Here is a 26,112-nt window from a genome sequence, read left to right on the forward strand (position 1 = left end):
CCCGCAAAACGTCCCGGCTCTGGCCGGGCGTCTGTATCCGTGCGAATCAGGGCTTTTCAATGATGTCCGGCGCCATGGGGCCCAGCGCGCCCAGCAGCTCTTTTTGCTCTGCCGCTGGCACGTTGTATTTGTTCAGCACCGCGACCAGGTGGCCCACCAGGCCATTGAATTCGGCGGTGGTAATGCCCAGGCCCTTGTGCACCAGCTTCATGCTGTCGCCCTTGTAGACGCAGGGGCCGCCGCTGGCTTGGCACACCTGTTCTGCAATGCTGGCCTTCAGCGGGGCCAGTTTCACGCCCTCAAATGTGCGTTTTGTCGCGGGGTCCGCCACCGTGCGGTCGATCATCTCGGACACCACGGCATCAATCGCAGGTTTGCCGCCCAAGCGGGTGTACAGGCTGGGCGGCGGCGGGGTTGCGCAGCCGGCCAGTGCGGCCGCGGTGGCCAGGCCCAGCAAGACACGGGACAGGGAGGAGGTCATGGTGCGTCCTTTCAAGGGGGTGGTGGTGGGGGGGCAGGTGGCAGCCAGCTTACTCCAGCCCGATAAACCGTAGCAGTTCACTCAGGTGATCGTCAAAGTCGCTCAGCGCATGGTCGCCGCCTTCCAGCAGGCGCATGGGGCTGGCCGCATAGCGCGCATGCATTTCGTGCCAGTCCAGCACCTCGTCGCCCTTGGCAATAAAGGCCAGATAGCGCTCCGGGTGGGCCAGTGGGCCGCAGGCCAGGGCGCGCAGCTCGTTCACGTACTCGGGCCGGAAGAAAAAGCGCTCCTCGGGGTCGTGCCAGCTGGTTTGCTCGCCGATGTACTTGGCCAGGTCGCGCGCCGGGTCCACCGCGGGGTTGACCAGCACGGCGCGGCACCCCGTGTGTTCTGCCACGTGGGTGGCATAAAACCCGCCCAGGCTGGAGCCCACTACCGCCATGCTCTCCCGCGGCCAGGCGGCAATGCCCTGCAGCAGCAGTTCCATCGCCGTCTTGGGGGACGGCGGCAGCTGCGGGCACCACCAGTGCACCTGCGGGTGGTGGGTGGCCATGTGAGCGGCCAGCGTGCGTGCCTTCGTGGATTGGGGGGAGGAGCGGAAGCCGTGCAGGTAAAGCAGGTGGGTGGTGGGGGCAATCGTGGGGGTGGAGGCCATGGGGCCATGATAGTTGGCGGGATAATTCACGGATGTCGTACCAATTCGGAAAAGTCCCCCTGCGCTACCGCATTGCGCCCTGGTTTGCGGGTTTTGATGGGCCGCTGGCGTTTGCCGTGTTCTTGCTGGCCTGCGCGGGCATGCTGACCATGTATTCGTCAGGCTATGACCATGGCACCCGCTTTGAAGACCATGGCCGCAACATGCTGATCGCCGCCACCATCATGTTTGTGGTGGCCCAGATCCCGCCGCAGCGCCTGATGGCCGTGGCCGTGCCGCTGTACACCGTGGGCGTGGCGCTGCTGATTGCGGTGGCCATCTTCGGCATCACCAAAAAGGGTGCGCGGCGCTGGCTGAATGTGGGCGTGACCATCCAGCCCAGCGAAATTCTCAAGATCGCCATGCCGCTGATGCTGGCCTGGTGGTTCCAGAAGCGCGAGGGCCAGCTGCGCCCGCTGGACTTTGGCGTGGCCGGCATTCTGCTGGCCGTGCCGGTGGGCCTGATCATGAAACAGCCCGACCTGGGTACCGCGCTGCTGGTGCTGGCGGCGGGCCTGTCGGTCATCTTCTTTGCCGGTATGAGCTGGAAGCTGGTGATCCCGCCCGTGGCCATTGGCCTGGTGGGCATTGTGCTTATTGTGCTGTTTGAGCCGCAGCTGTGCGCCGACGGCGTGCGCTGGCCCGTGCTGCACGACTACCAGCAGCAGCGCATCTGCACGCTGCTGGACCCCACGCGCGACCCGCTGGGCAAGGGCTTCCATATCATCCAGGGCATGATCGCCATCGGCTCGGGCGGCGTCACCGGCATGGGCTTCATGAAGGGCACGCAGACCCATCTGGAGTTCATCCCCGAGCGCACCACCGACTTCATCTTCGCGGCCTTTTCTGAGGAGTTTGGCCTCATCGGCACGCTGGCACTCATTTCCGCCTTCATCTTTTTAGTGCTGCGCGGCCTGGCCATTGCACTGGAGGCGCCCACGCTGTTCTCGCGCCTGCTGGCCGGGGCGGCCACCATGATCTTCTTCACCTATGCCTTCGTGAACATGGGCATGGTCAGCGGCATCCTGCCCGTGGTGGGGGTGCCGCTGCCCTTCATCAGCTATGGCGGTACCGCCATGGTGACGCTGGGGCTGGCTTTGGGCATTCTGATGTCGATCTCTAACTCGAAGCGGCTCGTGCAGTCGTGACATGAGTTTCAGCGTCGGCATCATCGGCGTGGGCAATATGGGCGGCGCCATGGCGCAGCGCCTGTGCAGTCTGGGTTGGGCGCCGTGGGTGCATGACATCGACGCTACCAAGGTGCAAGGTTTAGTGCCTTTGGGTGCTCTAGCCCCCGTCGATGTTGCGCAAGCAGCTAGCAAATCCATAGCAACCATCGTCTGTGTGGTCGACACCGCGCAAACCCGCAATGTGCTTTTCGGCCCCCAGGGCCTGGCGCCGCGCCTGCCCGCCGGCCATGTGGTGCTGCTGTGCCCCACCATCGCCCCGCAAGACGTGGAAGCCATCGCCGCCCAGTTGGCCGAGCGCGGCATCCACACCATCGATGCCCCCATGTCCGGCGGTCCGGCACGTGCGCGCGACGGCAGCATGAGCCTCATGGTGGCGGGGGAGGATGCTGCCGTGGCGCGCGTGCAGCCGCTGCTCGATGTGCTGTCTGGCAAGGTGTTTCGCATCAGCCAGCGCGTGGGCGACGGCGCGCGCACCAAGCTGGTCAACAACCTGCTGGCCGGCATCAACCTGGTGGGGGCGGCCGAGGTCATGGCGCTGGCGGGCCGCCTGGGGCTGGACCTGAACCGCACGCTGGATGTGGTGGAGCAGTCCAGCGGCCAGAGCTGGATCGGCAGCGACCGCATGCGCCGTGCCATTGCGGGTGACCTGGCGCCGCGCGCCCACATGACCCTGCTGGCCAAGGACACGCGCCTGGCACAGGAAGCTGCGGCACACGCCGGTTTTGCGGGACCGCTGGGCGCCACTGCCAGCGCGGTGTTTGCCGCCGCAGTAGCCGCAGGGCTGGAAGGGCTGGATGACGGCGCCCTGCTGGAGTTTCTGCAGCGGCCTAAAATGTCCGAATGATCACCCGCGAACCCACCATCGAACGCTTGGCCACGGCCAAGTCCCTGCTGTTGACCCCGTTTGGGCTGGATGAGAGCCATCTCACCAAGGCCCTGAACGAAATCAAGGCGCACCAGGTGGACGAGGCGGACCTCTACTTCCAGTACACGCGTTCCGAAGGCTGGAGCCTGGAAGAGGGCATCGTGAAGACGGGCTCTTTCAGCATCGACCAGGGCGTGGGCGTGCGCGCGGTGAGTGGCGAGAAAACCGCCTTTGCCTACTCCGATGACATTTCCGAAGCGTCCCTGCTGGACGCGGCGCGCACCGTGCGCACCATCTCCAGCGCGGCCCAGTCCAAGCGGACCAAGACCCCGAACACCAAGATCGCCAGCAGCCGCAAGCTGTACGCAGGTCTGGACCCGATTGCCACCCTGGACAGCACCACTAAGGTGGAGCTGCTGGGCAAGGTGGAAAAATTGGCCCGTGCCAAGGACCCGCGCATCATCCAGGTGATGGCGGGCCTGGCCAGCGAATACGACGTGGTGATGGTGGCGCGCGCCGACGGCACGCTGGCCGCCGATGTGCGCCCGCTGGTGCGCCTGAGCGTGACCGTGATTGCCGAGCAGAAGGGCCGGCGCGAAGTCGGCTCCAGCGGCGGCGGCGGCCGATTCGGCCTGGCCTATTTCACCGACACGCAGATTGAAGAGTATGTGAACCAGGCCGTGCACGCGGCGCTGACCAATCTGGATGCGCGCCCCGCCCCGGCCGGTGAGATGACCGTGGTGCTGGGTTCGGGCTGGCCCGGCATCCTGCTGCACGAGGCCATTGGCCATGGGCTGGAGGGCGACTTCAACCGCAAGGGCAGCAGCGCCTTCAGCGGACGCATTGGCCAGCGCGTGGCCGCCAAGGGCGTGACCGTGCTGGACGACGGTACGATTGCCGACCGCCGCGGCTCGCTCAATGTGGACGACGAAGGCAACGCCAGCCAGCGCAATGTGCTGATCGAAGACGGCATCTTGAAAGGCTACATCCAGGACAGCATGAACGCGCGTCTCATGGGCGTGGCGCCCACGGGGAACGGCCGACGCGAAAGCTATGCCCATGTGCCCATGCCGCGCATGACCAATACCTACATGCTGGGTGGCGACAAGGAACCGGAAGAAATTGTCAAGAGCATCAAGAAGGGCCTGTACGCGGTCAACTTTGGCGGCGGCCAGGTCGACATCACCAGCGGCAAGTTCGTGTTCTCGGCCTCTGAGGCCTATTGGGTGGAGAACGGCAAGATCCAGTATCCCGTCAAGGGTGCCACGCTGGTGGGTAGTGGCCCGGAGTGTCTCAAGCGCGTCTCGCTCATTGGCAACGACATGAAGCTCGACAGCGGCGTGGGCACCTGCGGCAAGGAAGGCCAGAGCGTTCCCGTGGGCGTGGGCCAGCCCACCTTGCGCATCGACGGACTGACCGTGGGTGGCACGGCGTAAGCGCTTGTCAGAAACCTGTGCTACATTGAGCCCCATGCATTCCGCACGTTTCTTTTTTAGCTACTTTTGGTTCTCACGCGCATCCGGCGGTCGAGAGATCTGAACGTACCCACAAGAAACGTCCTGAATCTTCCCAAAAACCGCCGGCACCCCCGGCGGTTTTTTTATGCCCTTTTCTTTTCCACTTTGACCTCAGGAGCGACCCATGAACGCAAAAGCTACGGCCACCGGTGACTGGTACGGCCAATCCCATCCCGCCGACCGCACCAGCAAGACCGACGACGAACGCATCAAGGACATCACCGTGTTGCCACCTCCTGAGCACCTCATCCGCTTCTTCCCCATCCGCGGCACGCAGGTGGAATCCCTGATCTCCGATACGCGCGGTGCCATCCAGAACATCATGGCCGGCAAGGACGACCGCCTGCTGGTCATCATCGGCCCCTGCTCCATCCACGACCCCGCCGCCGCACTGGACTACGCGCGCCGCCTGAAGGCCGAGCGCGAGAAGTACAAGGACACGCTGGAAATCGTGATGCGCGTCTACTTCGAAAAGCCTCGCACCACGGTAGGCTGGAAAGGCCTGATCAACGACCCCTACCTGGATGAGAGCTTCCGCATCGACGAAGGCCTGCGCATTGCACGCCAGCTGCTCATCGAGATCAACCGCCTGGGTCTGCCCGCCGGCAGCGAATTTCTGGACGTGATTTCTCCGCAGTACCTGGGCGACCTGATCTCCTGGGGCGCGATTGGTGCGCGCACCACGGAGAGCCAGGTGCACCGAGAACTGGCCTCCGGCATCTCTGCCCCCATTGGCTTCAAGAACGGCACCGACGGCAATATCAAGATCGCGACCGACGCGATCCAGGCTGCTGCGGGTGGGCACCACTTCCTGTCGGTGCACAAGAATGGCCAGGTGGCGATTGTGCAAACCAATGGCAACCCGGACTGCCACGTCATCCTGCGCGGCGGCAAGACGCCCAACTACGACGCTGCCAATGTGGCCGCCGCCTGTGCCGACTTGGCCAAGGCCAAGCTGCCCCAGACCCTGATGGTGGACTGCAGCCACGCCAACAGCAGCAAGCAACACGAGAAACAGCTTGACGTGGCCAAGGACATCGCCGGTCAGATCAGCGGTGGATCAAAGAGCATTTTTGGCGTGATGGTGGAAAGCCACCTGAATGCCGGTGCCCAGAAGTTCACCCCCGGCAAGGACGATGCTGCGAAGCTGGAGTACGGCAAGAGCATCACCGATGCCTGCCTGGGCTGGGACGATTCCATCGAGTCGCTGGACGTGTTGTCGGCCGCGGTAAAAGCGCGCCGCGCGCTGAAGTAAGTCGCGATCAGGCCGGCACGGACTTGCCCGTGCCGGCCTGTTCAATCATGGCGTCGGCCCAGGCTTGGGCAGCAGCCATGGTTTCAAAGATTTGGAACGGACGGCCGATGTCCCGGTAGATCTGGGTGTACAGCGGCGCCATGATGCGGCCACCTTCCACCTCTGGCCCTATGACGAAGGCCGTAGCCACGGGAATCATGTTGTCGGGCTTGGGCGCCGCCATGATCTCGGCGTAGCGTGCAATGCCGTCGGGGCTGGTCATGGCGTTGCCAACCATGGTGCACACGCTGACCCACGCACCTTGCGGTCGCGTTGCCAGCAGGTAGTCACGCTGGGCGATGGCCAGGCAGTCCACCAGTTCCGTGTTGAACGGGCCGGTGGCCTCGTAGTGCATCAGGCGGCCTTCCATCCAGAGATCCACCACGCCATGCGGGGTGAACTGCGACGTCTTGATCTGGCTGGTGCTGCTCTTCGGAAGGGTGTCGTTCGGCATGGGGCAAACTGGAAAGCGGCGGTCCTTGCGGTGCATCTTAGCGGGCACGGTCGTGCTTTTTTGTTGCGGCGCAGCAGTTGGCGGTGCGCCCGCATCCCCGGGTTTGAAAGGATATTGGGGGTCTAGCCCCCGTATCCACTGCGCTGACTGCTACTTTTCTTGTAGCAAGCTCAGCAGCTTGGCGTGGATGCCACCAAACCCCCCGTTGCTCATGCACAGGATGTGATCGCCTTGACGCGCCTGGGTAGCCACCTGGCGGGCCAGGTCGTCGATGGAGTCCGACACCACGGCGCGCACGCCCATGGGTGCCAGCGCCTCGGCCGCATCCCAACCCAGGCCGCCGCTGTGGCAAAACGCGAGGTCCGTTTCTTCCAGGCTCCAGGGCAACTGGGCTTTCATCGCGCCCAGCTTCATGGTGTTGGAGCGCGGCTCGAACACGGCCAGGATGCGCGCCGTGCCTACCTTGCGGCGCAGGCCATTGACGGTGGTGTGGATGGCAGTGGGGTGGTGGGCAAAGTCGTCGTACACGGTGACGGGCGCGCCGCCACTGCGCAGGCTGACCTGGCCGCGTACTTCCATGCGGCGCTTCACGTTTTCAAAGCTGGCCAGCGCCTTGGCCGCCACGGAGGGGTTCACACCTACATGGTCGGCCGCGGCGATGGCGGCCAGTGCGTTGAGCTGGTTGTGCACGCCGCCCAGTGCCCATTGCACCTGGGCCACCGGCCTGCCCTGGTAGTGCACCGCAAAGTCATGGGGCTCGCCCACGGCGGTGAAGTCGCTCACGGCGGCACCAAAGCTGCGTACCTCGCTCCAGCAGCCCTGGTGCAACACGCGGGCCAGGCTTTCTTCCACGCCGTTGACCACCACGCGCCCGGTGCTGGGCACGGTGCGTATGAGGTGGTGGAACTGGCGCTCAATGGCGGCCAGGTTGTCAAAGATGTCGGCGTGGTCGAACTCCAGGTTGTTCAGCACCGCAGTACGGGGGCGGTAGTGCACAAATTTGCTGCGCTTGTCGAAGAAGGCGGTGTCGTATTCGTCGGCTTCAATCACAAAGTACTTGCCACCGCCCAATTTGGCAGATACGCCAAAGTTCATGGGCACGCCGCCGACCAGAAAACCCGGCTGCAGGCCCGCACTTTCCAGAATCCAGCTCAGCATGGCGGTGGTGGTGGTTTTTCCATGGGTGCCGGCCACGGCCAGCACATGGCGGCCTTGCAGCACATGCTCGGCCAGCCACTGGGGGCCGCTGGTGTAGGGGGCGCCGGCGTCCAGAATCGCTTCCATCAATGGGAACTTCGGCGTGCCGTCCGCCAGGTGTGCGCGGCTCACCACATTGCCGATGACGAACATGTCAGGTTTGAGCGCCATCTGGTCGGCGCCAAAGCCCTCGATCAGTTCGATACCCAGGGCGCGCAGTTGGTCGCTCATGGGGGGGTAGACGCCCGCGTCGCAACCGGTGACGCGGTGGCCGGCCTCGCGGGCCAGGGCAGCCAAACCGCCCATGAAAGTGCCACAAATACCAAGAAAATGAATATGCATGGGGCTATTTTACGTGGCAGCCACAGTGTCGCGATCAAGCCTTTCAGGCCTCCAGCCCCCATCAACTGTGCGCAAGCAGCTATCAAAATCGCAGCAATTCCGTGAGGCTGAGAGGGGTGCAAGGTGCGCGGCACAATGGCGCCATGGATGACTTGAAAGAAGAAATCGCAGCCACAGCCGCCCGCATGGTGGTGGAGGAGGGCCTGGAATACGGCGCCGCCAAGCGCCGTGCGGTCAAGCAGTTGGGCCTGTCGACCCGCGCGGCCCTGCCCGACAACGACCAGTTGGAAGCGGCGGTGCAAGACTACATCGCCCTGTTTTGTGCGGACACCCAGCCGCAGGAGCTGCGGGCCCTGCGAGAGCTGGCACTGGAGTGGATGGAGCGTTTGGCCCCGTTTCGCCCCCATGTGGGCGGCGCAGTCTGGAATGGCACGGCTACACGCCGTTCTGACATTTATCTGCAGTTGTTTTGTGATGACCCCAAATCCGCTGAAATCGCACTCATTGACCGTGGCGTTCGATTTGATGTCCGTTCCGTACCCGGGCTGCATGGCGAGATGGTGGATGCACTGAGTGTGCATGCCTTGTGCCGGCCACTGAATGAACAGGTGGGCGTGCACCTGCTGGTCTATGACCTGGATGATGTGCGCGGTGCTTTGCAGCCCGATGCGCGTGGCAGACGCCCGCGGGGTGATGCGGCGGCCTTGCGACGTTTGTTGCATGATGTAGCCCATGACTGAGCTGCCATCCTCTTCCCCCGAGCCGGAACCGGTTTCACGCCGCACACTGTTGGGTGGGGTGGCGGTGGGGGCCGCGCTGGCGGGCATTGGTGCTGCGGTGTGGCGGCAGTCTACGGTCCCTGCCGCAGCCGTCGCCGAGCCGGTGCCGGGCTTTTGGGCGCACCGTTGGGAAGCGCCGGACGGCAAGGTGGTGTCGCTAGCGGATTTCAAGGGGCGCCCGTTACTCGTGAACTTCTGGGCCACGTGGTGCCCGCCCTGTGTGGACGAGTTGCCCCTTATCAATCGCTTTTACCGCGAAAACAAAGGCAATGGCTGGCAAGTGCTGGGATTGGCCATCGACAAAAAAGAACCCGTGCAGAAATTCTTGCAGAAAATGTCACTGGATTTTCCCGTGGCCTTGGCCGGTTTGGCGGGGACGGAGCTTGGCCGCGAGCTGGGAAACCTGACGGGTGGCCTGCCGTTTTCAGTGGCCGTGGCGTCCGATGGTTCGGTGATTCAGCGCAAAATGGGCCGACTGCTGCCCGAGGACCTCGCGGCATGGGCTGGGTTAAAATAGAGCGCTCTGCCTAGTTGAGCTTGCAGTTGCGTCCCGGTTCGAAAACCGGATTGGCGATTTCAATATGCGGAAATCGCCGATTTTACGCAGAGATAATAAAAATTATCAGCAAATCACGGTATTTTTGCGGTAAATTCGCCGCTTCGCAAATATCGGCTGTTGGAGATTCCATGGATTTACGCAAACTCAAAACCCTGATCGATTTGGTGTCTGATTCCAATGTCTCGGAACTGGAAATCACCGAAGCCGAGGGTAAGGTTCGTATCGTCAAGGGTGGAGGCGCCATGGTGCAAGGCTACGCAGCTGCACCGGTCTACGCGGCCCCTCCTGCCCAGGCCCCCGCTGCAGCGCCCGCGCCGGTTGCTGCGGCTCCCGTGGTTGAAGCCGCTCCTGCAGGCCACGCCGTCAAGTCGCCCATGGTGGGAACGTTCTACCGCTCTTCTGCCCCTGGTGCCAAGCCTTTTGTGGAAGTGGGCGACAGCATCAAGCAAGGCGAGACCATTTGCATCATTGAGGCCATGAAAATCCTCAATGAAATCGAAGCCGACAAGTCTGGTACCGTGACCCAGATCCTGTGTGAAAACGGACAAGCGGTCGAATACGGCCAGCCTTTGTTCACCATCGAATAAGCACACGCATCCATGTTCAAGAAAATCCTGGTCGCCAACCGTGGCGAGATCGCCTTGCGGATCCAGCGCGCTTGCCGCGAGCTGGGTATCAAGGCTGTCATGGTCTATTCCGAGGCGGATCGCGAAGCCAAGTATGTCAAGCTGGCCGAAGAGGCCGTGTGCATCGGTCCTGCGCCGTCTGCGCAGAGCTACCTCAACATGCCGGCCATCATCTCGGCTGCCGAGGTGACGGATGCGGAAGCGATTCACCCCGGCTACGGCTTTTTGAGCGAAAACGCCGATTTTGCCGAGCGCGTCGAGAAAAGTGGCTTCCAGTTCATTGGCCCCACGCCCGAGTCCATCCGCATCATGGGTGACAAGGTGTCGGCCAAGCAGGCCATGATCAAGGCCGGTGTGCCTTGCGTGCCCGGCTCGGAAGGCGCATTGCCGGACGACCCCGTACAGATTCGCCGCATTGCCAAAGCCGTTGGCTATCCCGTCATCATTAAGGCCGCCGGCGGCGGCGGTGGTCGGGGTATGCGTGTCGTACATACCGAAGCGGCGCTGGTAAATGCGGTCGCCATGACCAAGGCCGAAGCAGGCGCGGCCTTTGGTAATCCCGAGGTTTACATGGAGAAGTTCCTCCAGAACCCTCGCCACATCGAAATCCAGATCCTCGCGGACAAGCACAAGAATGCGGTCTACCTGGGCGAGCGCGACTGCTCTATGCAGCGCCGCCATCAGAAGGTGCTCGAGGAATCGCCTGCGCCAGGCATCAACCGCAAACTCATCGAGCGCATTGGCGAGCGCTGTGTCGCCGCCTGCAAGAAGATTGGCTACCGCGGCGCCGGCACGTTTGAGTTTCTCTACGAAGACGGCGAGTTCTACTTCATTGAAATGAACACCCGTGTGCAGGTGGAGCACCCGGTGACCGAAATGGTGACGGGCATTGACATTGTGAAAACCCAGATCATGGTGGCAGCCGGCGAAAAACTGCCCTTCACACAACGCCAGATCGAGGTGCGCGGCCACGCGATTGAATGCCGTGTGAACGCCGAAGATCCGTACAAGTTCATCCCCTCGCCCGGCCGCGTGACCATGTGGCACGCCCCTGGTGGTCCTGGTGTGCGTGTGGATTCGCACGTCTACACCAACTACTTTGTGCCGCCCAACTACGACTCCATGGTTGGGAAAATCATTGTGCACGGCGACACCCGCGAGCAGGCCATGGCGCGCATGCGCACAGCGTTGGCCGAGACCGTGGTCGAAGGCATCAACACCAATATTCCGCTGCACCGTGAACTCATGGTGGATGCCAAGTTCATGGACGGTGGAACCAATATCCACTACCTGGAACATTGGCTGGAACAGCACAAGCGCTAAGGGCTGGCATGTTTGAATTGCGTTTGATGTGTCCCGAGGATCGGGTGGAGAGCCTGAGCGATGCGCTGGATGCGTTGGATGCGTTGAGCGTGAGCGTGGAAGACGCGGACGCTCAGACCGATGCCGAGCAAGCTTTGTTTGGTGAGCCCGGCATGCCGCCGCCCAAGGAAGGCTGGCAGCGTTCCCGCGTGATTGCGCTCTTTGCGGACCAGGCGTTGGCGGACGATGCTGCGCGCCTGCTGCAGGCACAGGACTTCTTTGACGGCTGTGAGGTGCTCGGTGTTGCTGCCGTGGCGGACCAGGATTGGGTGCGTTTGACGCAGTCCCAGTTCGCGCCCGTCGAGATTACGCCCGAGTTCTGGATTGTTCCTACCTGGCATGAACCGCCCGAGCAGGCTCGGCAGGTCATCCGCTTGGATCCCGGTCTGGCGTTTGGTACCGGTACGCACCCCACCACCCGCATGTGCCTGCGCTGGATTGCGCAGCACCCTGGTCAGGCCCGCGTGCTCGACTATGGCTGTGGCTCCGGTATTCTGGCCATTGGTGCCGCCAAGTTTGGTGCGCAGCAGGTGGTGGCGGTCGATATCGATGATGCCGCCGTGCAGTCCACCCATTTGAATGCAGAAGCCAACAACGTGCGCCTGCAAGCGGGCTTGCCCGAGCTAGCCACGGGTGTGCATGAGCTGGTGCTGGCCAACATCCTCGCCACGCCTCTCAAGGTGTTGGCGCCGCTGCTGTGCTCCCATGTGCAGCCGGGCGGTCACCTGGTGTTGGCAGGTATCCTGGCGCGCCAGGAAGAAGAACTGAAAGCAGCCTATGCGCCGTACTGCCAGCTGTCCGTGGCAGACCATGAAGACGGCTGGATTCTGATGACTGCCACGCTCTAAAACCGGTGGGTGCGGGCCCTACAATGTGACGCGATGAGCCTGATTACCCAATGCCCAGCCTGCGCCACGATGTTCAAGGTCGTGCCAGACCAATTGCGCATCTCGGATGGTTGGGTGCGTTGCGGCCAGTGTGATGAGGTGTTCGATGCGAACGCCCAAATGGTCAAGGATGTGGAGGGTACCACCGAGGTTCCGGTGGCTACAGAGCCCCCGGCCAGTCTTGCGATGGCGGAAGCCATTGTTGACAGCGTGGAAGCTGATCAGGATTGGGCTTCCTCACTGCGTGTTGCCTCCCAGGATGCACCAACGCATTCGCACGACAGTCCTCCTCCAGCCCCCGAGTCGTTTGATGCCGTGGTGCGCGAAATGTCGGAAGTCATGCGCGAGGGTGAGGTGGAGGCCATTGATTTCGATGCGGTTTCTCCTGCAGTGGATTCGTTGCTGGACCACCGCCCTGGCGAGTTTGTGCATGACAAGACCTTGGCCCAGACAGTGGAAGTCAAAGCGACCTCCAAAAGTACGGATGCATCCGAGCCACGGTATGTGCAGGCCGGTGTCAAGACGGTGGATGTTGCGGATGCTCCCAAGCTCTCTTTCATGCGCCATGCCAGTCGCATTGGTTTCTGGCAGCGAACCACGGTGCGCGTGGGTTTGTCGCTATTGAGTCTGTTGCTTGTGGGGGCCTTGGGACTGCAGGTCGTGGTGCATGAGCGTGACCGCATAGCGGCGACCGAACCGGCGACCCGTGAGGCGCTGACGGCATTGTGTGACTGGATGGCATGTAAGGTGATGCCGCTGCGCCAGATCGATGCGGTGGTGATCGACAGCTCTGCCTTCACCAAAGTGCGTGCGGATGTATACCGCCTGAACTTCTCGTTGAAGAGCACGGCCGCTACCACCTTGGCCATGCCTTCACTGGAACTGACCTTGACGGATATGCAGGACCAGCCCGTGATTCGACGCGTCCTGCAGCCCACCGAACTCGGATTCAAAAAAGACACGCTGGATGCTGGGGGCGAGGTGTCGGCGTCCCTGCCCATCAATGTCAAAACCAGCGGTAGTGCGGAGCGTATTTCTGGCTACCGCCTGCTGGCGTTCTATCCCTGACGACGCCTGTCTGATCGCAGACGTAAAAAAGCCCGAGACCTTGCGGTATCGGGCTTTGGTGCCTATCGCGTAAACGCTCAGGGCTTGCTGGAAGTCGGAAACGGCCAAGCCGCTTGCGGGTTCAGCGTAGTTTGCGCCGCAGGGGCTGCAGGGGCAGCTTTGGCAGCGGGTGCTTTCGCGGCTTTCTTCGCAGCGGGCTTCTTCGCTGCTTTTTTGGCTACGGGCTTCTTCGCTGCAGGCTTCTTGGCAACAGCGGCTTTCTTCGCTGGAGCCTTTTTCGCGGCGGCTTTCTTGGCAGGAGCTGCCTTCTTCGCTGCTACCTTTTTGGCGGGAGCGGCTTTCTTGGCAGGAGCTGCCTTCTTCGCTGCTACCTTTTTGGCGGGAGCGGCTTTCTTGGCAGGAGCTGCCTTCTTTGCTGCTACTTTCTTAGCGGGTGCAGCTTTTTTCGCGGGAGCGGCCTTCTTTGCGGCCGGTTTTTTTGCAGTTGCCATGATTTTCTCCTTGATCAATTTACAAAGAGCACTTCTTGCCAGTTGGGTGCAAGAAGCGATTCATGTTGTTGGGCGCAATCCCAGCAACATGAACGCGGTGACACGCTCCCATTCCGCAGTCTGTGCTGCGATGCTGAGGGCGTGAAATTCTAGAAAACATCATCAACGAGCGCTTCAATCCCAGGACAGCGCGCCGCCGGATTGGTACTCGATCACGCGGGTCTCGAAGAAGTTGCGCTCCTTCTTCAGGTCAATCATTTCGCTCATCCAGGGGAAGGGGTTTTCCTCGTTCGGGAACAGCGGCTCCAAACCGATCTGTGTCGCACGACGGTTGGCGATGTAGCGTAGATAGCCCTTGAACATGGAGGCGTTCATACCCAGCACGCCGCGGGGCATGGTGTCCTCCGCGTAGCGGTATTCCAGTTCCACGGCTTTCTCGAACAGGCCACGGATCTCGGCCTTGAACTCGGCCGTCCACAGATGCGGGTTTTCGAGCTTGAGCTGGTTGATCAGGTCGATGCCGAAGTTGCAGTGCATGGACTCGTCGCGCAGGATGTACTGGTACTGCTCGGCCGCGCCTGTCATTTTGTTCTGGCGACCCAGAGCCAGGATCTGGGTGAAGCCCACGTAGAAGAACAGACCTTCCATCAGGCAGGCAAACACGATGAGCGACTTGAGCAGCGTCTGATCGGTTTCTGCAGTGCCCGTGTGAAAGTTCGGGTCCATGATGGCCGCGATGAACGGGATCAGGAACTCATCCTTGTCACGGATGGACTGGACTTCGTTGTAAGCGTTGAAGATCTCGCTCTCATCCAAGCCCAATGATTCCACGATGTACTGGTAGGCGTGGGTATGGATAGCCTCTTCAAAGGCTTGGCGCAGCAGAAACTGGCGGCACTCGGGCGCCGTGATGTGACGGTAGGTACCCAGCACGATGTTGTTGGCAGCCAGCGAGTCAGCGGTGACAAAGAAACCGAGGTTGCGTTTGACAATACGACGCTCGTCTTCTGTCAAACCATTGGGGTCTTTCCACAAGGCAATGTCGCGCGTCATGTTGACTTCTTGCGGCATCCAGTGGTTGGCGCAAGTGGCCAGGTATTTTTCCCAAGCCCACTTGTACTTGAAGGGGACCAGCTGGTTCACATCGGTCTGGCCATTGATGATGCGCTTGTCGTCAGCGCGGATTCGGCGCGGTGTTCCAGTTTGCATCACGGCGGCTACAGCCGCGGGAGTTTGCAAGGACACAGGGGTGACTGGTGCCTGCGCAACCGACAGCTGTTCAGACGGGTTGCGCGCAAAGTTGCTCGGCGATGTGGGCTTGACTTCTTCGTCCCAGGTCAACATAGGTGATTCCAATCAGCGGATTATGAGAGCAGCGAAATGAAATGAAAAGAAGTCATGCATTTCGCTGCCCATTTGTGTTGCTCTATAGCATCGCAATGTCACTTGCGATGCACCTCTCTTGTTACTGGCAGGACTCGCAGGTAGGGTCGTCCACGCCGCAGAATTTGATGTCGGTGGCCGCATTGGTCGCCAACTCCATCTGCGCATTCGCCGCGGCAGCAGCGGCTTCCAAGGCACTGGACATCTTGGTGGAGCCTTGTGCGTCGTTGCCCGAAGACACAGCGTTCATGCGGCCTGCTGTCACCGTGGATTTCTCGGCGTGTGTAGCGGACATGGTGCGGAGGTAGTAGGTGGTCTTCAGACCCCGCAGCCATGCCAGCTTGTAGGTCTCGTCGAGTTTCTTACCGGATGCGCCGGCCATGTAGATGTTCAGAGACTGCGCCTGGTCAATCCACTTTTGGCGACGTGCCGCGGCTTCCACCAACCAGCGTGTTTCCACTTCAAATGCGGTGGCATAAAGCTGTTTGATTTCCTGGGGCACACGGTCGATGGGGCTCAGTGATCCGTCGAAGTGTTTCAGGTCCATCACCATCACGTCGTCCCAAAGACCCAAGGCCTTGAGGTCCCGCACCAGGTAGCTGTTGATGACGGTGAACTCGCCCGACAGGTTGGACTTCACCGACAGGTTGCCGAAACACGGCTCGATGGAGGCGTCCACACCAATGATGTTGGAGATGGTGGCAGTAGGCGCAATGGCCACGCAATTGGAGTTGCGCATGCCGTCCTGTGCAATCTTCTTGCGCAGGGCATCCCAGTCCAGGGTGGCGGAGCGATCCACTTCCACATAGCCGCCGCGGGCCTGGGCCAGCATGTCCAGGGTGTCGGGTGGCAGGATGCCCTTGTCCCACAGAGAACCCTTGAAGCTGGAGTACTGGCCGCGTTCACGGGCCAATTCCGTGGACGCCCAATAGGCGTAGTAGCTGATGGCTTCCATGGACTCGTCGGCAAACTGCACAGCGGCGTCGCTCGCGTAAGGAATGCGCAGGGCATACAGGCTGTCCTGGAAGGCCATAACGCCCAAGCCCACGGGACGGTGGCGCATGTTCGAGTCACGCGCCTTCTTGACGGCGTAGTAGTTGATGTCGATCACGTTGTCCAGCATGCGCATGGCAGTGCCAATGGTGCGCTTGAGCTTGTCGTGGTCCAGCTTGCCGTCTTTCAAGTGCTGGCGCAGGTTGACCGAACCCAGATTGCAGACGGCGGTTTCGGTGTCGCTGGTGTTGAGTGTGATCTCGGTGCACAGGTTGGACGAATGCACTACGCCGGCATGTTGCTGGGGCGAGCGAACGTTGCAGGCATCCTTGAAGGTAATCCATGGGTGGCCGGTTTCAAACAGCATGGTGAGCATCTTGCGCCACAGGTCGCTGGCTTCCACGGTGCGCGAGGGCTTGATTTCACCGCGTGCGGCCTTGGCTTCGTAGGCCACGTAGGCTTTTTCGAAGTCGGCGCCAAACAGATCATGCAGGTCAGGAACGTTGGAGGGCGAGAACAGGGTCCACGTGCCTTTTTCCATCACGCGGCGCATGAACAGGTCAGGGATCCAGTTGGCGGTGTTCATGTCGTGCGTGCGGCGGCGGTCGTCGCCGGTGTTCTTGCGCAGTTCCAGAAATTCTTCGATGTCCAGGTGCCATGTTTCCAGGTAGGTACACACCGCGCCCTTGCGCTTGCCGCCCTGGTTCACTGCAACGGCGGTGTCGTTCACCACTTTGAGGAAAGGAACCACGCCCTGGGATTCGCCGTTGGTGCCCTTGATATGGGAGCCCAGGGCCCGCACGCGGGTCCAGTCATTGCCCAGGCCGCCCGCAAATTTAGAGAGCAGGGCGTTTTCCTTGATGGATTCGTAGATGCCGTCCAGGTCGTCGGGCACGGTGGTCAGGTAGCAGCTGGAGAGTTGCGAACGCAGCGTGCCGCTGTTGAACAGCGTGGGCGTGCTGGACATGAAGTCGAAGCTGGACAGCACTTCGTAGAACTCGATGGCGCGGGCTTCGCGGTCGATCTCATTGAGGGACAGGCCCATGGCCACGCGCATGAAGAAAGCCTGGGGCAGTTCGATGCGGGTCTTGCCTTCGTGCAGGAAGTAGCGGTCATACAGGGTCTGCAGGCCCAGGTAGTCAAACTGCAGGTCGCGGCTGGCCTTGACGGCAGCTCCCAGGCGCTTCAGATCGAACTGCAGCAGTTTTTCATCCAGCAGCTCGGCATCCACACCGCGCTTGATAAAGCCGGGGAAATAGTCGGCATAGGCTTCCTGCATGTCGGCTTGGGCCACATCACGGCCCAGCACTTCACGGGAAATGGTATGGAACAACAGGCGTGCGGTGGCGTAGGTGTAGTCCGGATCCTTTTCGATCAGGGTGCGGGCAGCCAGGATCGAAGCCTTGTACACCTCGTCCATCGGTACGCCGTCATACAGGTTGCGCATGGTTTCGGCGACGATAGGATCAGCCTTGACATCCGCGCCCAGTCCCGTGCATGCCGCTTCAATGCGAGATTTGAGCTGGTTCAGGTCCAGCGCAATGCGTTGACCGTCTTCCAGCACATGGATGGTGGGCAGAGCAGGTGCGGCTTGTGCAACCTGCTTGGCACGTTCCTGGGTGCGGCGTTCGCGGTACAACACGTAGGCACGGGCAATCTCGTGGTGGCCGCCACGCATCAAGCCCAATTCCACTTGGTCTTGCACGTCTTCAATAGGGAAGGTGCCGCCACCGGGGCGCGAACGCATCAACGCGCGGATGACCTGTTGGGTCAAGCCGTCCACCGTCTCGCGCACGCTGGCGGATGCGGCACCTTGGGTGCCATGCACCGCCAAGAAAGCCTTCATCAGGGCCACGGCGATTTTGTTGGGCTCGAAGGGGACCACTGCGCCATTGCGGCGAATGATTTGGTAGTGGGCCAGGGTATTGACCGCACCACCTTCTGCAGCGGCCGTGCTGTGCACGGTCAGCAGGGTGGCAGAGGATGCTGGGCTTACGGTAGAAATGGATTGCATGATTTCCTCGTCTAAATCAGTGTTTTTATGTGTGCCTGGTGACCCGTCGGCTGGCGCTGTAGTGGTTGGATCCGTCGGTGTGCGACTTCAGCAGTGCACACTATATCTGGGGTCTGGGGTGGTTACAAGCCACTACCGGTAGTGTACCGCCTGCTTGTGTGGTCGTGCCGCTGGGGCCCGGTGGCAGGCGATATTTGGCGCGCAATCGCAAGCCCTTGCCAGATGGGCTTTTTCGGCAGCTCAGCGCCATTTGGTGCGCTTTTTGGAGTGATTTGCCCTTGAAAGGCGCATGGTTGCTGCACCAGCCGTGGCGGGCAGGTGCGCTAGCGAACTCTGCAGGCGCGCCAAATAGTTACGAAATATTTTTATGGCGTTGTCGGCGTCGTGCTTCCCGAGGGAAAACACTCGGTTGGCAATCCCAGAATTTTCTGCAGCTCTGACCAGGCAAAACCAGGCCCCGGATCGGCTTTGCGCCCCGGAGCGACGTGCTCATGGCCCGCAATGTGCTGAATGGGATATTGCTGGGCGATGGCAGGACATAAAGCTTGCAGGGCTTCATATTGCGCAGGTTCAAAGGTATGGCCTTCCAGGCCTTCGAGTTCAATGCCGATGGAATCGTCGTTGCAGTTGTCCCTGCCGCGGTAACGGGACACGCCGGCGTGCCAGGCGCGGGCGTCGCAACTTACAAACTGCCAGATATCACCGTTGCGCTGCACAAAAAAGTGGGCTGATACCTGCATGCCCTGGATGCTCTTGAAATAAGGGTGTGCGTTCCAGTCCAGGGTATTGGTGAACAGCCGTTGCACTTGGCCGGTACCGTATTGACCTGGGGGTAGGCTGATGGAATGCAGCACGATCAGGTCCACCTGTGTGGCAGGGGGGCGAGGACCAAAGTTAGGCGACCCCAGGCGATGCGCAAAGCGGTACCACCCGTTGTTCCACAGTGGCGTGTGAGGCTCAGGCATCGGGTGTTTCGTCTGATGCGTTGGGTACGTCGATCTGCAGGCGCGCCATGCGGTAGCGGATTTGCCGCAGGCTGATGCCCAGCCGCTGGGCCGCGACTGTGCGGTTGTAGCGGGTTTCTCTGAGGGTACGTACCAAAATTTCCCGCTCCTGCATATCGAGATGGCGCTGCAAGTCCTTCGGAATTTCGATGGGCGGCGCAACAGGCGGGGCTGGCACGTTCGCGTGTTGTAGGGGCGGAGGTGCTGCAGGTGTATCGTCCGCTTGTAGAGGAGTCGGGGTCGTGGCCAAGGGGTGGGTATCCAGTTCCAGCATGGCCCCGTCTGAGAGCGCTACCGCCCGGTGTAGCAGATTTTCGAGTTCGCGCACATTACCCAGCAAAGGCATCTGGACGAGCTGGTTTGCCGCGTAGGGGGATAGCTGCGCTGGCAAGGTGCCAGATTCCTGTGCGATGCGCGCGAGCAGCGCATCGCACAGCGCAGGCAGGTCCTCGCAGCGTTCCCGTAGCGGCGGGATGTAGAGATCGATCACGTTGAGGCGGTAGAACAAATCCTGGCGGAAGCGCCCGGCTTGAACCTCGGCGACCAAGTCTTTGTGGGTGGCGCTGACGATGCGTACATCCACCGCCTCTTCCTGTTGCGAGCCAAGGGGACGTACATGCCGCTCCTGGATAGCTCGCAGCAGCTTGGATTGCATGGCCAGTGGCAAATCCCCAATTTCATCGAGAAACAGGGTGCCGCCATGCGCCGCCTGGAAGAAGCCGCCCCGGTCCTGTGTCGCGCCTGTGTAGGCACCTTTGCGTGCACCGAAAAATTCGGCCTCCATCAGATTTTCAGGGATTGCGCTGCAGTTGACCGCCACCCAGGGGCCGCTGGCGCGGTGGCTGTTCGCATGCACCGCACTGGCCACGAGCTCCTTGCCAGTGCCCGACTCGCCGCGCACCAATACCGGTGCCATGCTGCGGGCTACTTTGACGATGCGCTCTTTCACGCTCTGCATGGTGGCGGAGCTGCCGGCCAAGCGGTTCAACGCGGCCTGGCCGGTGGCTGGCAGTGCCGCAGTGCTCGCTCCCCTCGCGGTAGCGGCTTTGGCGTTTGCCGCGTAGGATGCGTTGGACGAAACGCCCTGCAATGCGTTCGCCACGGCGTTGCGAAACTGTTTGAGGTCCACGGGCTTGGTCAGGTAGTCAAATGCACCGGCCTTGAGCGACTCGACCGCATTCTCGGCAGATCCGTAGGCGGTAATCACAATACAGCGCTCGGAGCGTTGCTCCGCGCGCAACTGACCCAAGATGTCGGTTCCCAGGCCATCTGGCAGACGCATGTCGGTGATGACGGCGTCGAAACGCTGCAGCGCCAATTGGTCCTTGGCGTCCTGCACCGTACCGGCAGTCTCTACCCGGTAGCCCTCGCGCAGCAGCGTGAGTTCATACAGGGTGCGCAAATCTGGTTCGTCGTCGATAACCAGAATGCGCGCGTCGCTCAATACAGGGTGGTTTGCCATGGTGTGTCGGTATTGTCCTGCGGTACGGACGGCTCGGGAAGGGCCAGCGCGATCACGAATTCGTTGCCCTCTGTCGTGGCGCCCTCCAGCGTCTGCGGGCTTCGCTGGTAACCCAGGCTCGCCCCGTGGCGATCGCAGAGCTCGCGGCAGATATATAGCCCCAGGCCACTGGAGCGACTTTCGGAAGAAAAGAAGGGCTCAAACAGGTGGCGCTGGACCGATTGGTCCATGGGGGCACCGTCGCTCCATACCGACACACTGCAGGCCTGCGCTTGCACACAGGTCAACACCTGGATGCTGCCAGTGCGCTTGCTGGCATAGCGTCGTGCGTTGTCCAGCAGGTTCACGAGAACCTGGCGCAGGTGGTCGGCATCAAAGCGCACCCAGGTCGCTTGCTCTGACAAGCGGATTTGCACCAGCGTATCCAGGCCGTTTTGGGTTGCCCAGTCGGTGGTAATGCGGTGAACCAGTTCATTGAGCAAGACGGCTCCGGGCTGCAGCAACGGGCCTGAACCCCGCACGCGGGACACATTCAGGATGTCGTCCACAATTTTTTCCAGGCGCTTAGCGTTTTGACCCACCATGGTTGTGAGTTTCTTTTGCCGTGGGTCGGTAATGTCTTCGTCTAGTAACGCATTAGCCTGCGCAATGGCGGCCAGCGGGTTGCGAATTTCATGCGCAACGGCGGTGGACAGTCGCCCCATGCTGGCCAGCTTCTCGGTGCGTAGCCGGGCCTCCTGCTCACGTTGGTCTTGCAGGAACAGCACGCACAGGCTTTCATGGCCATTTCCCTGGGGTGCAGCCAGCTGTGTGCGCGCCAGCACGCGGCGTGGGCCATCACCCTCATGGCGAATGGTGATCTCGGCCTGTTGGCCGCGCCCGGTGCCCATGCTCAGGCGCGTGAGCTGCAGCAGGGCGTGCCAGGCCGGCTCGCTCTTGAGGTCAAAGAGGGTGGCGCGCAGGGCCTGCTGCGTCCCCAGGAGGGCTCGGGCGGCAGGGTTCGCGGCTCGCACGCTGCCGCGGTTGTCCACAATCATCACCCCATCGGGCAGGGCTTCAATCACCAGTTCGTTGACCTGGCGTTGCACGTTGGCGGCCAACTGGCTCAAACGTGCGCGTTTGCCTGCGCTGACCAGCCGCGATGACAGTTGGTGGGCCAGCAAGGCAATCACGAAGTAACCGGCGCCACTGAGGGCCGCTTGCACCAGGTAGGGCGTGGCATCGACAGGGCTGGAGAGGTAGGTCCACAAGGTGGCGCCCAGCAACAGCATGGTCACACCGGCGGCAGTGCCCAGAGCCAGGCGCAAAGACCCCAATACCGAGGCTAGCAGAATCGGCAGTGCAAACAGGGGCGTGTAGTTGAGGCTATTGCCCTGCAACAGCTGCATGGCGGAAAACGCCAGCACGTCCAAACCAATCAATACGCCCCAGGCGCGGTTGAAGGCCTGGCCCAGTGGGCGAGGGCGGGCAAAGATCCGCGCCACCAGCGTCCCCACAAAGTAAGCAATGCTGACCGCTACCAATGCCTTGCTGTGGGCATTGCCGCTGGCGTAGAGAACACTTTGCAGCACCAGCAGCACCACGCCCAGCGTGAGGCGGGCCGTCATGAAGCCCTGCCACAGTCTGCCGAATTCTTGCGTGTCTTCCTGTCCGTCGACGAGCGGCCCGGCTTCCAGTGCGGCCGGGCCAAACCAGGAATGCTCAGGGTCGTGGGTGGGCATCAGGCTTCAGCGGCAGCGCGGTGTGCGGCACTGCAGTAGCTGCCATGCGCGCCGGCCACGGCATCTTGCTCCGGAAGATGAACGCCACAACGGCGGCAGGCCACCATGGCGGCTGGCTCCGCCAGCTGTGCTGCTTTGCGATGGGCACGGGTCTGGTGTTCCAGCCCGCGGGCACTGCGCCAACGCCAAGCCACCACAAAGACCACGAGGAAGACAAGCAAGTATTTCACGCCACCCGCCCCAGGATGATTTCCATGACAAACCGCGAGCCTACATAGGCCAAGAACAGCAGCACCGAGCCCGTGTACAGCACACCGACGGCGCGCTTGCCGCGCCAGCCGAACTGTGTACGTCCCACCAGAAGCACGGCAAAGGTGATCCAAGACAACAGCGAGAACACGGTTTTGTGGTCCCACCGCCAAGCATGCGTGGGGCCATACACCACATCACCAAACCAGTAGCCTACAGCAAGGGTGATGGTCAACAGAACAAAGCCCGCCGCCACAAAACGGTAGGTCAGACGCTCCAGGGTCAGCAATGGCAATCCACTGTGGGGGTCGGCCGCCTTGCGGATGCGGGCCTCGGCCCGCGTCATGAACCAGGCGTGGACCACGGCGGTGCCGAACAGCCCGTAGCAGGCCACGCCAAACGCCAGATGCACAGGCAACCATACCGAAGCTGTTGCGGCCAGGCTGGCGCCTGGAAATACCCAGGCCAGCAGCACCGCCACGGAGCCCACGGCCGCCAGCGTCCAGCGGGTCTCCAGTTGTGGGAACACCTGGCTTTCCACACCATAGACCGCGGCCACCAGCCAGGCCGTGACCGACAAGGCCGGGGCAAAGCCAAAGTGCGGGCTCTCACCGAACAGGCTCCAGGCCAGCGCGCTACCGTGCAGTAACCAGGCCACTGCCACCCAGGCGCGTGCGGTTTGTGCTGACAGGCTACGCGCGCGCAAGGCAGGCCACGCATAGGCGCTGGCTGCCAAAACCGACAGGGTCAGGCTGGTGGGGGACGCACTGGCTAAAATCATGTCCACAGTTTAGCGTTTTGCTCCCTGCCAGCTCCCCGGCTGGCCTTCACCACAGGTTCCGCCAGCCGGAATACGTCTTATGGCCTCCGCCCTTACCGACAAACTCTCACGCCTCGTCAAAGATCTGCGAGGTCAAGGCCGCATCACCGAGAGCAATGTGACCGACATGCTGCGCGAGGTGCGCATGGCCCTGCTGGAGGCCGACGTGGCCCTGCCCGTGGTGCGCGATTTCATCGCCCGGGTGAAAGACAAGGCCCTGGGCCAGGAAGTGCTGGGTTCGCTGCAGCCCGGCCAGGTGCTGGTCAGCATCGTGAACCGCGAGCTGGCAGCCACCATGGGCGAAGGCGTGAGCGACATCAACCTTGCCGCGCAGCCGCCCGCCGTCATCCTGATGTCGGGCTTGCAAGGCGCCGGTAAAACCACCACCACGGCCAAGCTGGCCAAACACCTGATCGAGAAGCGCAAGAAAAAGGTGCTGACGGTGTCGGGCGACGTGTACCGCCCCGCCGCGATTGAACAGCTCAAGACGGTGACGGCCCAGGCCGGCGCCGAATGGTTTCCGTCCACGCCGGACCAGGACCCGGTGGATATTGGCCGCGCGGCGCTGGACTATGCCAAAAAGCATTTCTTCGACGTGCTGCTGGTCGATACCGCGGGCCGTTTGGCGATTGACGAAGCGCTGATGCTGGAAATCAAGAACCTGCATGCCGCGCTGAATCCGGTGGAAACGCTGTTTGTGGTGGATGCCATGCAGGGCCAGGACGCGGTGAACACCGCCAAAGCCTTCAAGGAAGCGCTGCCGCTGACCGGCATCATTCTCACCAAGACCGATGGCGACTCGCGCGGCGGCGCGGCGCTGTCGGTGCGCCAGGTGACCGGTGCTCCCATCAAATTCGCCGGTACCAGCGAAAAGCTTGACGGCCTGGAAGTGTTCGATGCCGAGCGCCATGCAGGTCGCATTCTGGGAATGGGCGACATCGTGGCGCTGGTGGAGCAGGTCACCGCTGGCGTCGACATTGAGGCCGCCAAGAAGCTGGCCGACAAGGTCAAGAGCGGCGGCGGGTTTGACCTGAACGACTTTCTGGCCCAGATCCAGCAGATGAAGCAAATGGGCGGTCTTTCCAGCCTCATGGACAAGCTGCCGGCCGCCATGGCGGCCAAGGCTGGCCAGGTGGACATGGACAAGGCCGAGAAAGACATCAAGCGCAAGGAAGGCATCATCCACAGCATGACGCCGCTGGAGCGCCGCAAGCCTGATCTCATCAAGGCCACGCGCAAGCGCCGCATCGCCGCGGGGGCCGGTGTGCAGGTGCAAGAGGTCAATCGCATGCTCAAGGAGTTTGAGCAGATGCAGGACATGATGAAGAAGATGAAGGGCGGCGGCATGATGAAGATGATGAAGCGTCTGGGCGGCATGAAGGGCATGCCCAAGATGCCGTTTTGAACGCCCCTGAACGCTCTCGCAGGTTGGCCGGCATAGGCTTGGCGGTGCTGGCCATGGCCTGCTTCGCGGTGCTGGACACCACGACCAAATGGGTGTCCTTGAGTGCACCTCTGATGGTGGCGATGCTATTTCGCTACGGTTTTCAGGCGCTGGCCACTACGGCCCTGGAGTGGCCGCGCCAGGGGCGGGCGTTGCTGGAGACGCAATACTTGCGCCTGCACCTGCTGCGCGGGTTGCTGTTGTTGCTTACCAGCGTGCTGGCGTTTCTGAGCCTCAAACACATGCCTGTGGGCGAATTCACCGCGATCGTGCTGCTGACGCCTTTGGTCGTGACGCTGGCGGCCGCGCGCATGCTGCGCGAAAAAGTGTCGCGCCTGCGCCTGCTGCTGGTGGTGGGGGGCTTCATCGGAACGCTGGTGATCGTGCGGCCTGAAGGGACCGACTTCAACTGGGCCTTGCTCTTTCCGATCGGCGTAGTGCTGGCCAACGCGGGTTTTCAATTGCTGACCAGCCGCATGGCCCGCACGGAAAACCCCATGACCATGCAGTTCTACACAGGTTGGACCGGGGCCGTGGTGGCCCTGTGTGCGGGCCCTTTTTTCTGGGCGCCGATTGGCTCGCCGGCGGTGTGGGCCGGCTTGGTGTTCATGGGTTTCATGGGAAGCCTGGGTCACTTTATCTTTATCCAGGCCTTCAAGCGTGCGCCTGCGGCCACCCTCATGCCCTACATGTATGCGCAGATTGGCTTTGCCATGTTGGGCGGGTGGCTGCTGTTCTCCCACGTGCCGGACCACTGGTCACTGGTAGGCATGGTGATGATCGCGATCTGTGGCGCTGCAGGCGCTTTGCTCACCGCCCATGAGGGCCGTGTCTCCGCAGAGCCACCGGAGCATTGATCTGACCACTGTGCGCGTGTAGCGTGCCCAGCTTTACCTATCTTCACACGCAAGCGGTCAACACGCGTACGTGGCAGCCGTTGTGGGAGGGCATCCAGATGCACTGGAGCGAATCTCAAAACCTGAAAGGCTACTGACATGAACAAAGTTCTCGCAACCCTGATCGCTGGCTTGATTTCTGTGGGTGCATTTGCTCAGGCACCCGCAGCAGCTCCAGCCGCGTCGACGGCTCCCGCCAAAGTCGAAGCCAAAAAAGACACCAAGGAAGCCCCTGCGGCCACACCTGCCAAGAAGATGAAGAAGGCCAAGCACCACGGCAAGAAGGCTATGGAGAAGAAGGCCGAGGCCGCGAAGTAAGC

Annotated in this window: 25 protein-coding genes; 13 read left to right on the forward strand and 12 right to left on the reverse strand. The window is 61.8% G+C overall.

Features of this window, described 5'->3' with window-relative positions:
* Nucleotides 1-46: 46 nt before the first annotated feature.
* Both AC07OE_RS11805 and AC07OE_RS11810 read right to left on the reverse strand, forming a co-directional pair.
* The gene (locus AC07OE_RS11805) at nt 47-481 is read right to left on the reverse strand and encodes a group I truncated hemoglobin (protein ID WP_495070754.1); all 435 of its coding nucleotides are present in this window, start codon (nt 479-481) and stop codon (nt 47-49) included.
* 49 nt (nt 482-530) lie between these two features.
* A complete protein-coding gene (locus AC07OE_RS11810) occupies nt 531-1,136 on the reverse strand; it encodes a YqiA/YcfP family alpha/beta fold hydrolase (RefSeq protein ID WP_495070755.1) in 606 nt (201 codons plus the stop codon).
* Between the two features lie 32 nt (nt 1,137-1,168).
* Between AC07OE_RS11810 and rodA the strand changes: the two genes are divergently transcribed.
* The 4 genes from rodA (at nt 1,169) to AC07OE_RS11830 (ending at nt 6,002) form a co-directional block, all read left to right on the forward strand.
* Entirely contained in the window at nt 1,169-2,323 is a 1,155-nt protein-coding gene (rodA, locus tag AC07OE_RS11815; RefSeq protein WP_495070756.1) for a rod shape-determining protein RodA, read from the forward strand.
* A 1-nt stretch (nt 2,324) separates the two neighbouring features.
* Entirely contained in the window at nt 2,325-3,209 is an 885-nt protein-coding gene (locus AC07OE_RS11820) for an NAD(P)-dependent oxidoreductase (protein WP_495070757.1), read from the forward strand.
* Nucleotides 3,206-4,666: a metalloprotease TldD gene (gene tldD / locus AC07OE_RS11825; RefSeq protein WP_495070758.1), complete on the forward strand. Its 1,461-nt coding sequence runs from the start codon at nt 3,206-3,208 to the stop codon at nt 4,664-4,666. The genes AC07OE_RS11820 and tldD overlap by 4 nt, the downstream gene beginning before the upstream one ends.
* A gap of 205 nt (nt 4,667-4,871) precedes the next feature.
* Nucleotides 4,872-6,002: a 3-deoxy-7-phosphoheptulonate synthase gene (locus AC07OE_RS11830; protein ID WP_495070759.1), complete on the forward strand. Its 1,131-nt coding sequence runs from the start codon at nt 4,872-4,874 to the stop codon at nt 6,000-6,002.
* Between the two features lie 7 nt (nt 6,003-6,009).
* Here the strand turns inward: AC07OE_RS11830 and AC07OE_RS11835 are convergent, their stop codons facing one another.
* Together AC07OE_RS11835 and mpl are read right to left on the reverse strand one after the other, a co-directional pair.
* Nucleotides 6,010-6,495, reverse strand: a complete 486-nt coding sequence (locus tag AC07OE_RS11835; protein ID WP_495070760.1) for a hypothetical protein — start codon at nt 6,493-6,495, stop codon at nt 6,010-6,012.
* A 150-nt stretch (nt 6,496-6,645) separates the two neighbouring features.
* The gene (gene mpl / locus AC07OE_RS11840) at nt 6,646-8,034 is read right to left on the reverse strand and encodes a UDP-N-acetylmuramate:L-alanyl-gamma-D-glutamyl-meso-diaminopimelate ligase (protein WP_495070761.1); all 1,389 of its coding nucleotides are present in this window, start codon (nt 8,032-8,034) and stop codon (nt 6,646-6,648) included.
* 143 nt (nt 8,035-8,177) lie between these two features.
* On the opposite strand from mpl, the gene AC07OE_RS11845 reads away from it, so the two are divergent.
* The 6 genes from AC07OE_RS11845 (at nt 8,178) to AC07OE_RS11870 (ending at nt 13,315) form a co-directional block, all read left to right on the forward strand.
* Nucleotides 8,178-8,774 (forward strand): hypothetical protein, encoded by a 597-nt coding sequence (locus AC07OE_RS11845; RefSeq protein ID WP_495070762.1) that lies wholly within the window; start codon nt 8,178-8,180, stop codon nt 8,772-8,774.
* Nucleotides 8,767-9,330 carry a TlpA disulfide reductase family protein gene (locus AC07OE_RS11850; protein ID WP_495070763.1) on the forward strand — a complete coding sequence of 188 codons (564 nt, stop codon included), beginning with the start codon at nt 8,767-8,769 and terminating at the stop codon, nt 9,328-9,330. The genes AC07OE_RS11845 and AC07OE_RS11850 overlap by 8 nt, the downstream gene beginning before the upstream one ends.
* Nucleotides 9,331-9,500: 170 nt before the next feature.
* Nucleotides 9,501-9,959 (forward strand): acetyl-CoA carboxylase biotin carboxyl carrier protein, encoded by a 459-nt coding sequence (gene accB / locus AC07OE_RS11855; protein WP_495070764.1) that lies wholly within the window; start codon nt 9,501-9,503, stop codon nt 9,957-9,959.
* A gap of 12 nt (nt 9,960-9,971) precedes the next feature.
* Complete coding sequence (gene accC, locus AC07OE_RS11860; RefSeq protein ID WP_495070765.1) at nt 9,972-11,321, forward strand: acetyl-CoA carboxylase biotin carboxylase subunit; 1,350 nt, start codon at nt 9,972-9,974, stop codon at nt 11,319-11,321.
* Nucleotides 11,322-11,329: 8 nt separating this feature from the next.
* Nucleotides 11,330-12,208 carry a 50S ribosomal protein L11 methyltransferase gene (gene prmA / locus AC07OE_RS11865; RefSeq protein ID WP_495070766.1) on the forward strand — a complete coding sequence of 293 codons (879 nt, stop codon included), beginning with the start codon at nt 11,330-11,332 and terminating at the stop codon, nt 12,206-12,208.
* A 33-nt stretch (nt 12,209-12,241) separates the two neighbouring features.
* Nucleotides 12,242-13,315: a zinc-ribbon and DUF3426 domain-containing protein gene (locus AC07OE_RS11870; RefSeq protein WP_495070767.1), complete on the forward strand. Its 1,074-nt coding sequence runs from the start codon at nt 12,242-12,244 to the stop codon at nt 13,313-13,315.
* A gap of 77 nt (nt 13,316-13,392) precedes the next feature.
* On the opposite strand, the gene AC07OE_RS11875 is transcribed toward AC07OE_RS11870, so the two are convergent.
* From AC07OE_RS11875 to AC07OE_RS11910, 8 genes are all read right to left on the reverse strand, one after another.
* Nucleotides 13,393-13,806 (reverse strand): histone H1-like DNA-binding protein, encoded by a 414-nt coding sequence (locus AC07OE_RS11875; RefSeq protein WP_495070768.1) that lies wholly within the window; start codon nt 13,804-13,806, stop codon nt 13,393-13,395.
* A 174-nt stretch (nt 13,807-13,980) separates the two neighbouring features.
* The gene (locus AC07OE_RS11880) at nt 13,981-15,150 is read right to left on the reverse strand and encodes a ribonucleotide-diphosphate reductase subunit beta (RefSeq protein WP_495070769.1); all 1,170 of its coding nucleotides are present in this window, start codon (nt 15,148-15,150) and stop codon (nt 13,981-13,983) included.
* A gap of 121 nt (nt 15,151-15,271) precedes the next feature.
* Nucleotides 15,272-18,196, reverse strand: a complete 2,925-nt coding sequence (locus AC07OE_RS11885; protein WP_495070770.1) for a ribonucleoside-diphosphate reductase subunit alpha — start codon at nt 18,194-18,196, stop codon at nt 15,272-15,274.
* Between the two features lie 365 nt (nt 18,197-18,561).
* Nucleotides 18,562-19,161 carry a 1,6-anhydro-N-acetylmuramyl-L-alanine amidase AmpD gene (ampD, locus tag AC07OE_RS11890; RefSeq protein ID WP_495070771.1) on the reverse strand — a complete coding sequence of 200 codons (600 nt, stop codon included), beginning with the start codon at nt 19,159-19,161 and terminating at the stop codon, nt 18,562-18,564.
* A complete protein-coding gene (locus AC07OE_RS11895) occupies nt 19,154-20,662 on the reverse strand; it encodes a sigma-54-dependent transcriptional regulator (RefSeq protein ID WP_495070772.1) in 1,509 nt (502 codons plus the stop codon). Before AC07OE_RS11895 ends, ampD begins: the two co-directional genes overlap by 8 nt.
* Entirely contained in the window at nt 20,641-22,383 is a 1,743-nt protein-coding gene (locus tag AC07OE_RS11900; protein ID WP_495070773.1) for a sensor histidine kinase, read from the reverse strand. The genes AC07OE_RS11895 and AC07OE_RS11900 overlap by 22 nt, the downstream gene beginning before the upstream one ends.
* The gene (locus tag AC07OE_RS11905) at nt 22,383-22,613 is read right to left on the reverse strand and encodes a PP0621 family protein (protein ID WP_495070774.1); all 231 of its coding nucleotides are present in this window, start codon (nt 22,611-22,613) and stop codon (nt 22,383-22,385) included. The genes AC07OE_RS11900 and AC07OE_RS11905 overlap by 1 nt, the downstream gene beginning before the upstream one ends.
* Nucleotides 22,610-23,413, reverse strand: a complete 804-nt coding sequence (locus AC07OE_RS11910; RefSeq protein ID WP_495070775.1) for a cytochrome C assembly family protein — start codon at nt 23,411-23,413, stop codon at nt 22,610-22,612. The genes AC07OE_RS11905 and AC07OE_RS11910 overlap by 4 nt, the downstream gene beginning before the upstream one ends.
* Nucleotides 23,414-23,492: 79 nt before the next feature.
* Here AC07OE_RS11910 and ffh point away from each other — a divergent pair, with 79 nt between their 5' ends.
* The 3 genes from ffh (at nt 23,493) to AC07OE_RS11925 (ending at nt 26,110) form a co-directional block, all read left to right on the forward strand.
* Nucleotides 23,493-24,857, forward strand: a complete 1,365-nt coding sequence (ffh, locus tag AC07OE_RS11915) for a signal recognition particle protein (RefSeq protein ID WP_495070776.1) — start codon at nt 23,493-23,495, stop codon at nt 24,855-24,857.
* Nucleotides 24,854-25,753 (forward strand): DMT family transporter, encoded by a 900-nt coding sequence (locus AC07OE_RS11920; protein WP_495070777.1) that lies wholly within the window; start codon nt 24,854-24,856, stop codon nt 25,751-25,753. The genes ffh and AC07OE_RS11920 overlap by 4 nt, the downstream gene beginning before the upstream one ends.
* A gap of 138 nt (nt 25,754-25,891) precedes the next feature.
* On the forward strand, nt 25,892-26,110 hold the full coding sequence (locus AC07OE_RS11925) for a hypothetical protein (RefSeq protein WP_495070778.1): 219 nt from the start codon (nt 25,892-25,894) through the stop codon (nt 26,108-26,110).
* The last annotated feature ends 2 nt before the right edge of the window (nt 26,111-26,112 follow it).

This window comes from Rhodoferax sp. GW821-FHT09E07, from assembly GCF_059416145.1.

Coding starts and splice junctions, on each gene's coding strand:
- AC07OE_RS11870 (WP_495070767.1), top strand. CDS start 12,242: ATGAGCCTGATTACCCAATGCCCAGCCTGCGCCACGATGTTCAAGGTC.
- AC07OE_RS11845 (WP_495070762.1), top strand. CDS start 8,178: ATGGATGACTTGAAAGAAGAAATCGCAGCCACAGCCGCCCGCATGGTG.
- AC07OE_RS11900 (WP_495070773.1), bottom strand. CDS start 22,383: ATGCCCACCCACGACCCTGAGCATTCCTGGTTTGGCCCGGCCGCACTG.
- prmA (WP_495070766.1), top strand. CDS start 11,330: ATGTTTGAATTGCGTTTGATGTGTCCCGAGGATCGGGTGGAGAGCCTG.
- accC (WP_495070765.1), top strand. CDS start 9,972: ATGTTCAAGAAAATCCTGGTCGCCAACCGTGGCGAGATCGCCTTGCGG.
- AC07OE_RS11895 (WP_495070772.1), bottom strand. CDS start 20,662: ATGGCAAACCACCCTGTATTGAGCGACGCGCGCATTCTGGTTATCGAC.
- AC07OE_RS11820 (WP_495070757.1), top strand. CDS start 2,325: ATGAGTTTCAGCGTCGGCATCATCGGCGTGGGCAATATGGGCGGCGCC.
- ffh (WP_495070776.1), top strand. CDS start 23,493: ATGGCCTCCGCCCTTACCGACAAACTCTCACGCCTCGTCAAAGATCTG.
- AC07OE_RS11925 (WP_495070778.1), top strand. CDS start 25,892: ATGAACAAAGTTCTCGCAACCCTGATCGCTGGCTTGATTTCTGTGGGT.
- AC07OE_RS11875 (WP_495070768.1), bottom strand. CDS start 13,806: ATGGCAACTGCAAAAAAACCGGCCGCAAAGAAGGCCGCTCCCGCGAAA.
- AC07OE_RS11885 (WP_495070770.1), bottom strand. CDS start 18,196: ATGCAATCCATTTCTACCGTAAGCCCAGCATCCTCTGCCACCCTGCTG.
- ampD (WP_495070771.1), bottom strand. CDS start 19,161: ATGCCTGAGCCTCACACGCCACTGTGGAACAACGGGTGGTACCGCTTT.
- AC07OE_RS11850 (WP_495070763.1), top strand. CDS start 8,767: ATGACTGAGCTGCCATCCTCTTCCCCCGAGCCGGAACCGGTTTCACGC.
- mpl (WP_495070761.1), bottom strand. CDS start 8,034: ATGCATATTCATTTTCTTGGTATTTGTGGCACTTTCATGGGCGGTTTG.
- AC07OE_RS11810 (WP_495070755.1), bottom strand. CDS start 1,136: ATGGCCTCCACCCCCACGATTGCCCCCACCACCCACCTGCTTTACCTG.
- AC07OE_RS11880 (WP_495070769.1), bottom strand. CDS start 15,150: ATGTTGACCTGGGACGAAGAAGTCAAGCCCACATCGCCGAGCAACTTT.
- AC07OE_RS11910 (WP_495070775.1), bottom strand. CDS start 23,413: ATGATTTTAGCCAGTGCGTCCCCCACCAGCCTGACCCTGTCGGTTTTG.
- tldD (WP_495070758.1), top strand. CDS start 3,206: ATGATCACCCGCGAACCCACCATCGAACGCTTGGCCACGGCCAAGTCC.
- AC07OE_RS11835 (WP_495070760.1), bottom strand. CDS start 6,495: ATGCCGAACGACACCCTTCCGAAGAGCAGCACCAGCCAGATCAAGACG.
- AC07OE_RS11805 (WP_495070754.1), bottom strand. CDS start 481: ATGACCTCCTCCCTGTCCCGTGTCTTGCTGGGCCTGGCCACCGCGGCC.
- AC07OE_RS11830 (WP_495070759.1), top strand. CDS start 4,872: ATGAACGCAAAAGCTACGGCCACCGGTGACTGGTACGGCCAATCCCAT.
- rodA (WP_495070756.1), top strand. CDS start 1,169: ATGTCGTACCAATTCGGAAAAGTCCCCCTGCGCTACCGCATTGCGCCC.
- accB (WP_495070764.1), top strand. CDS start 9,501: ATGGATTTACGCAAACTCAAAACCCTGATCGATTTGGTGTCTGATTCC.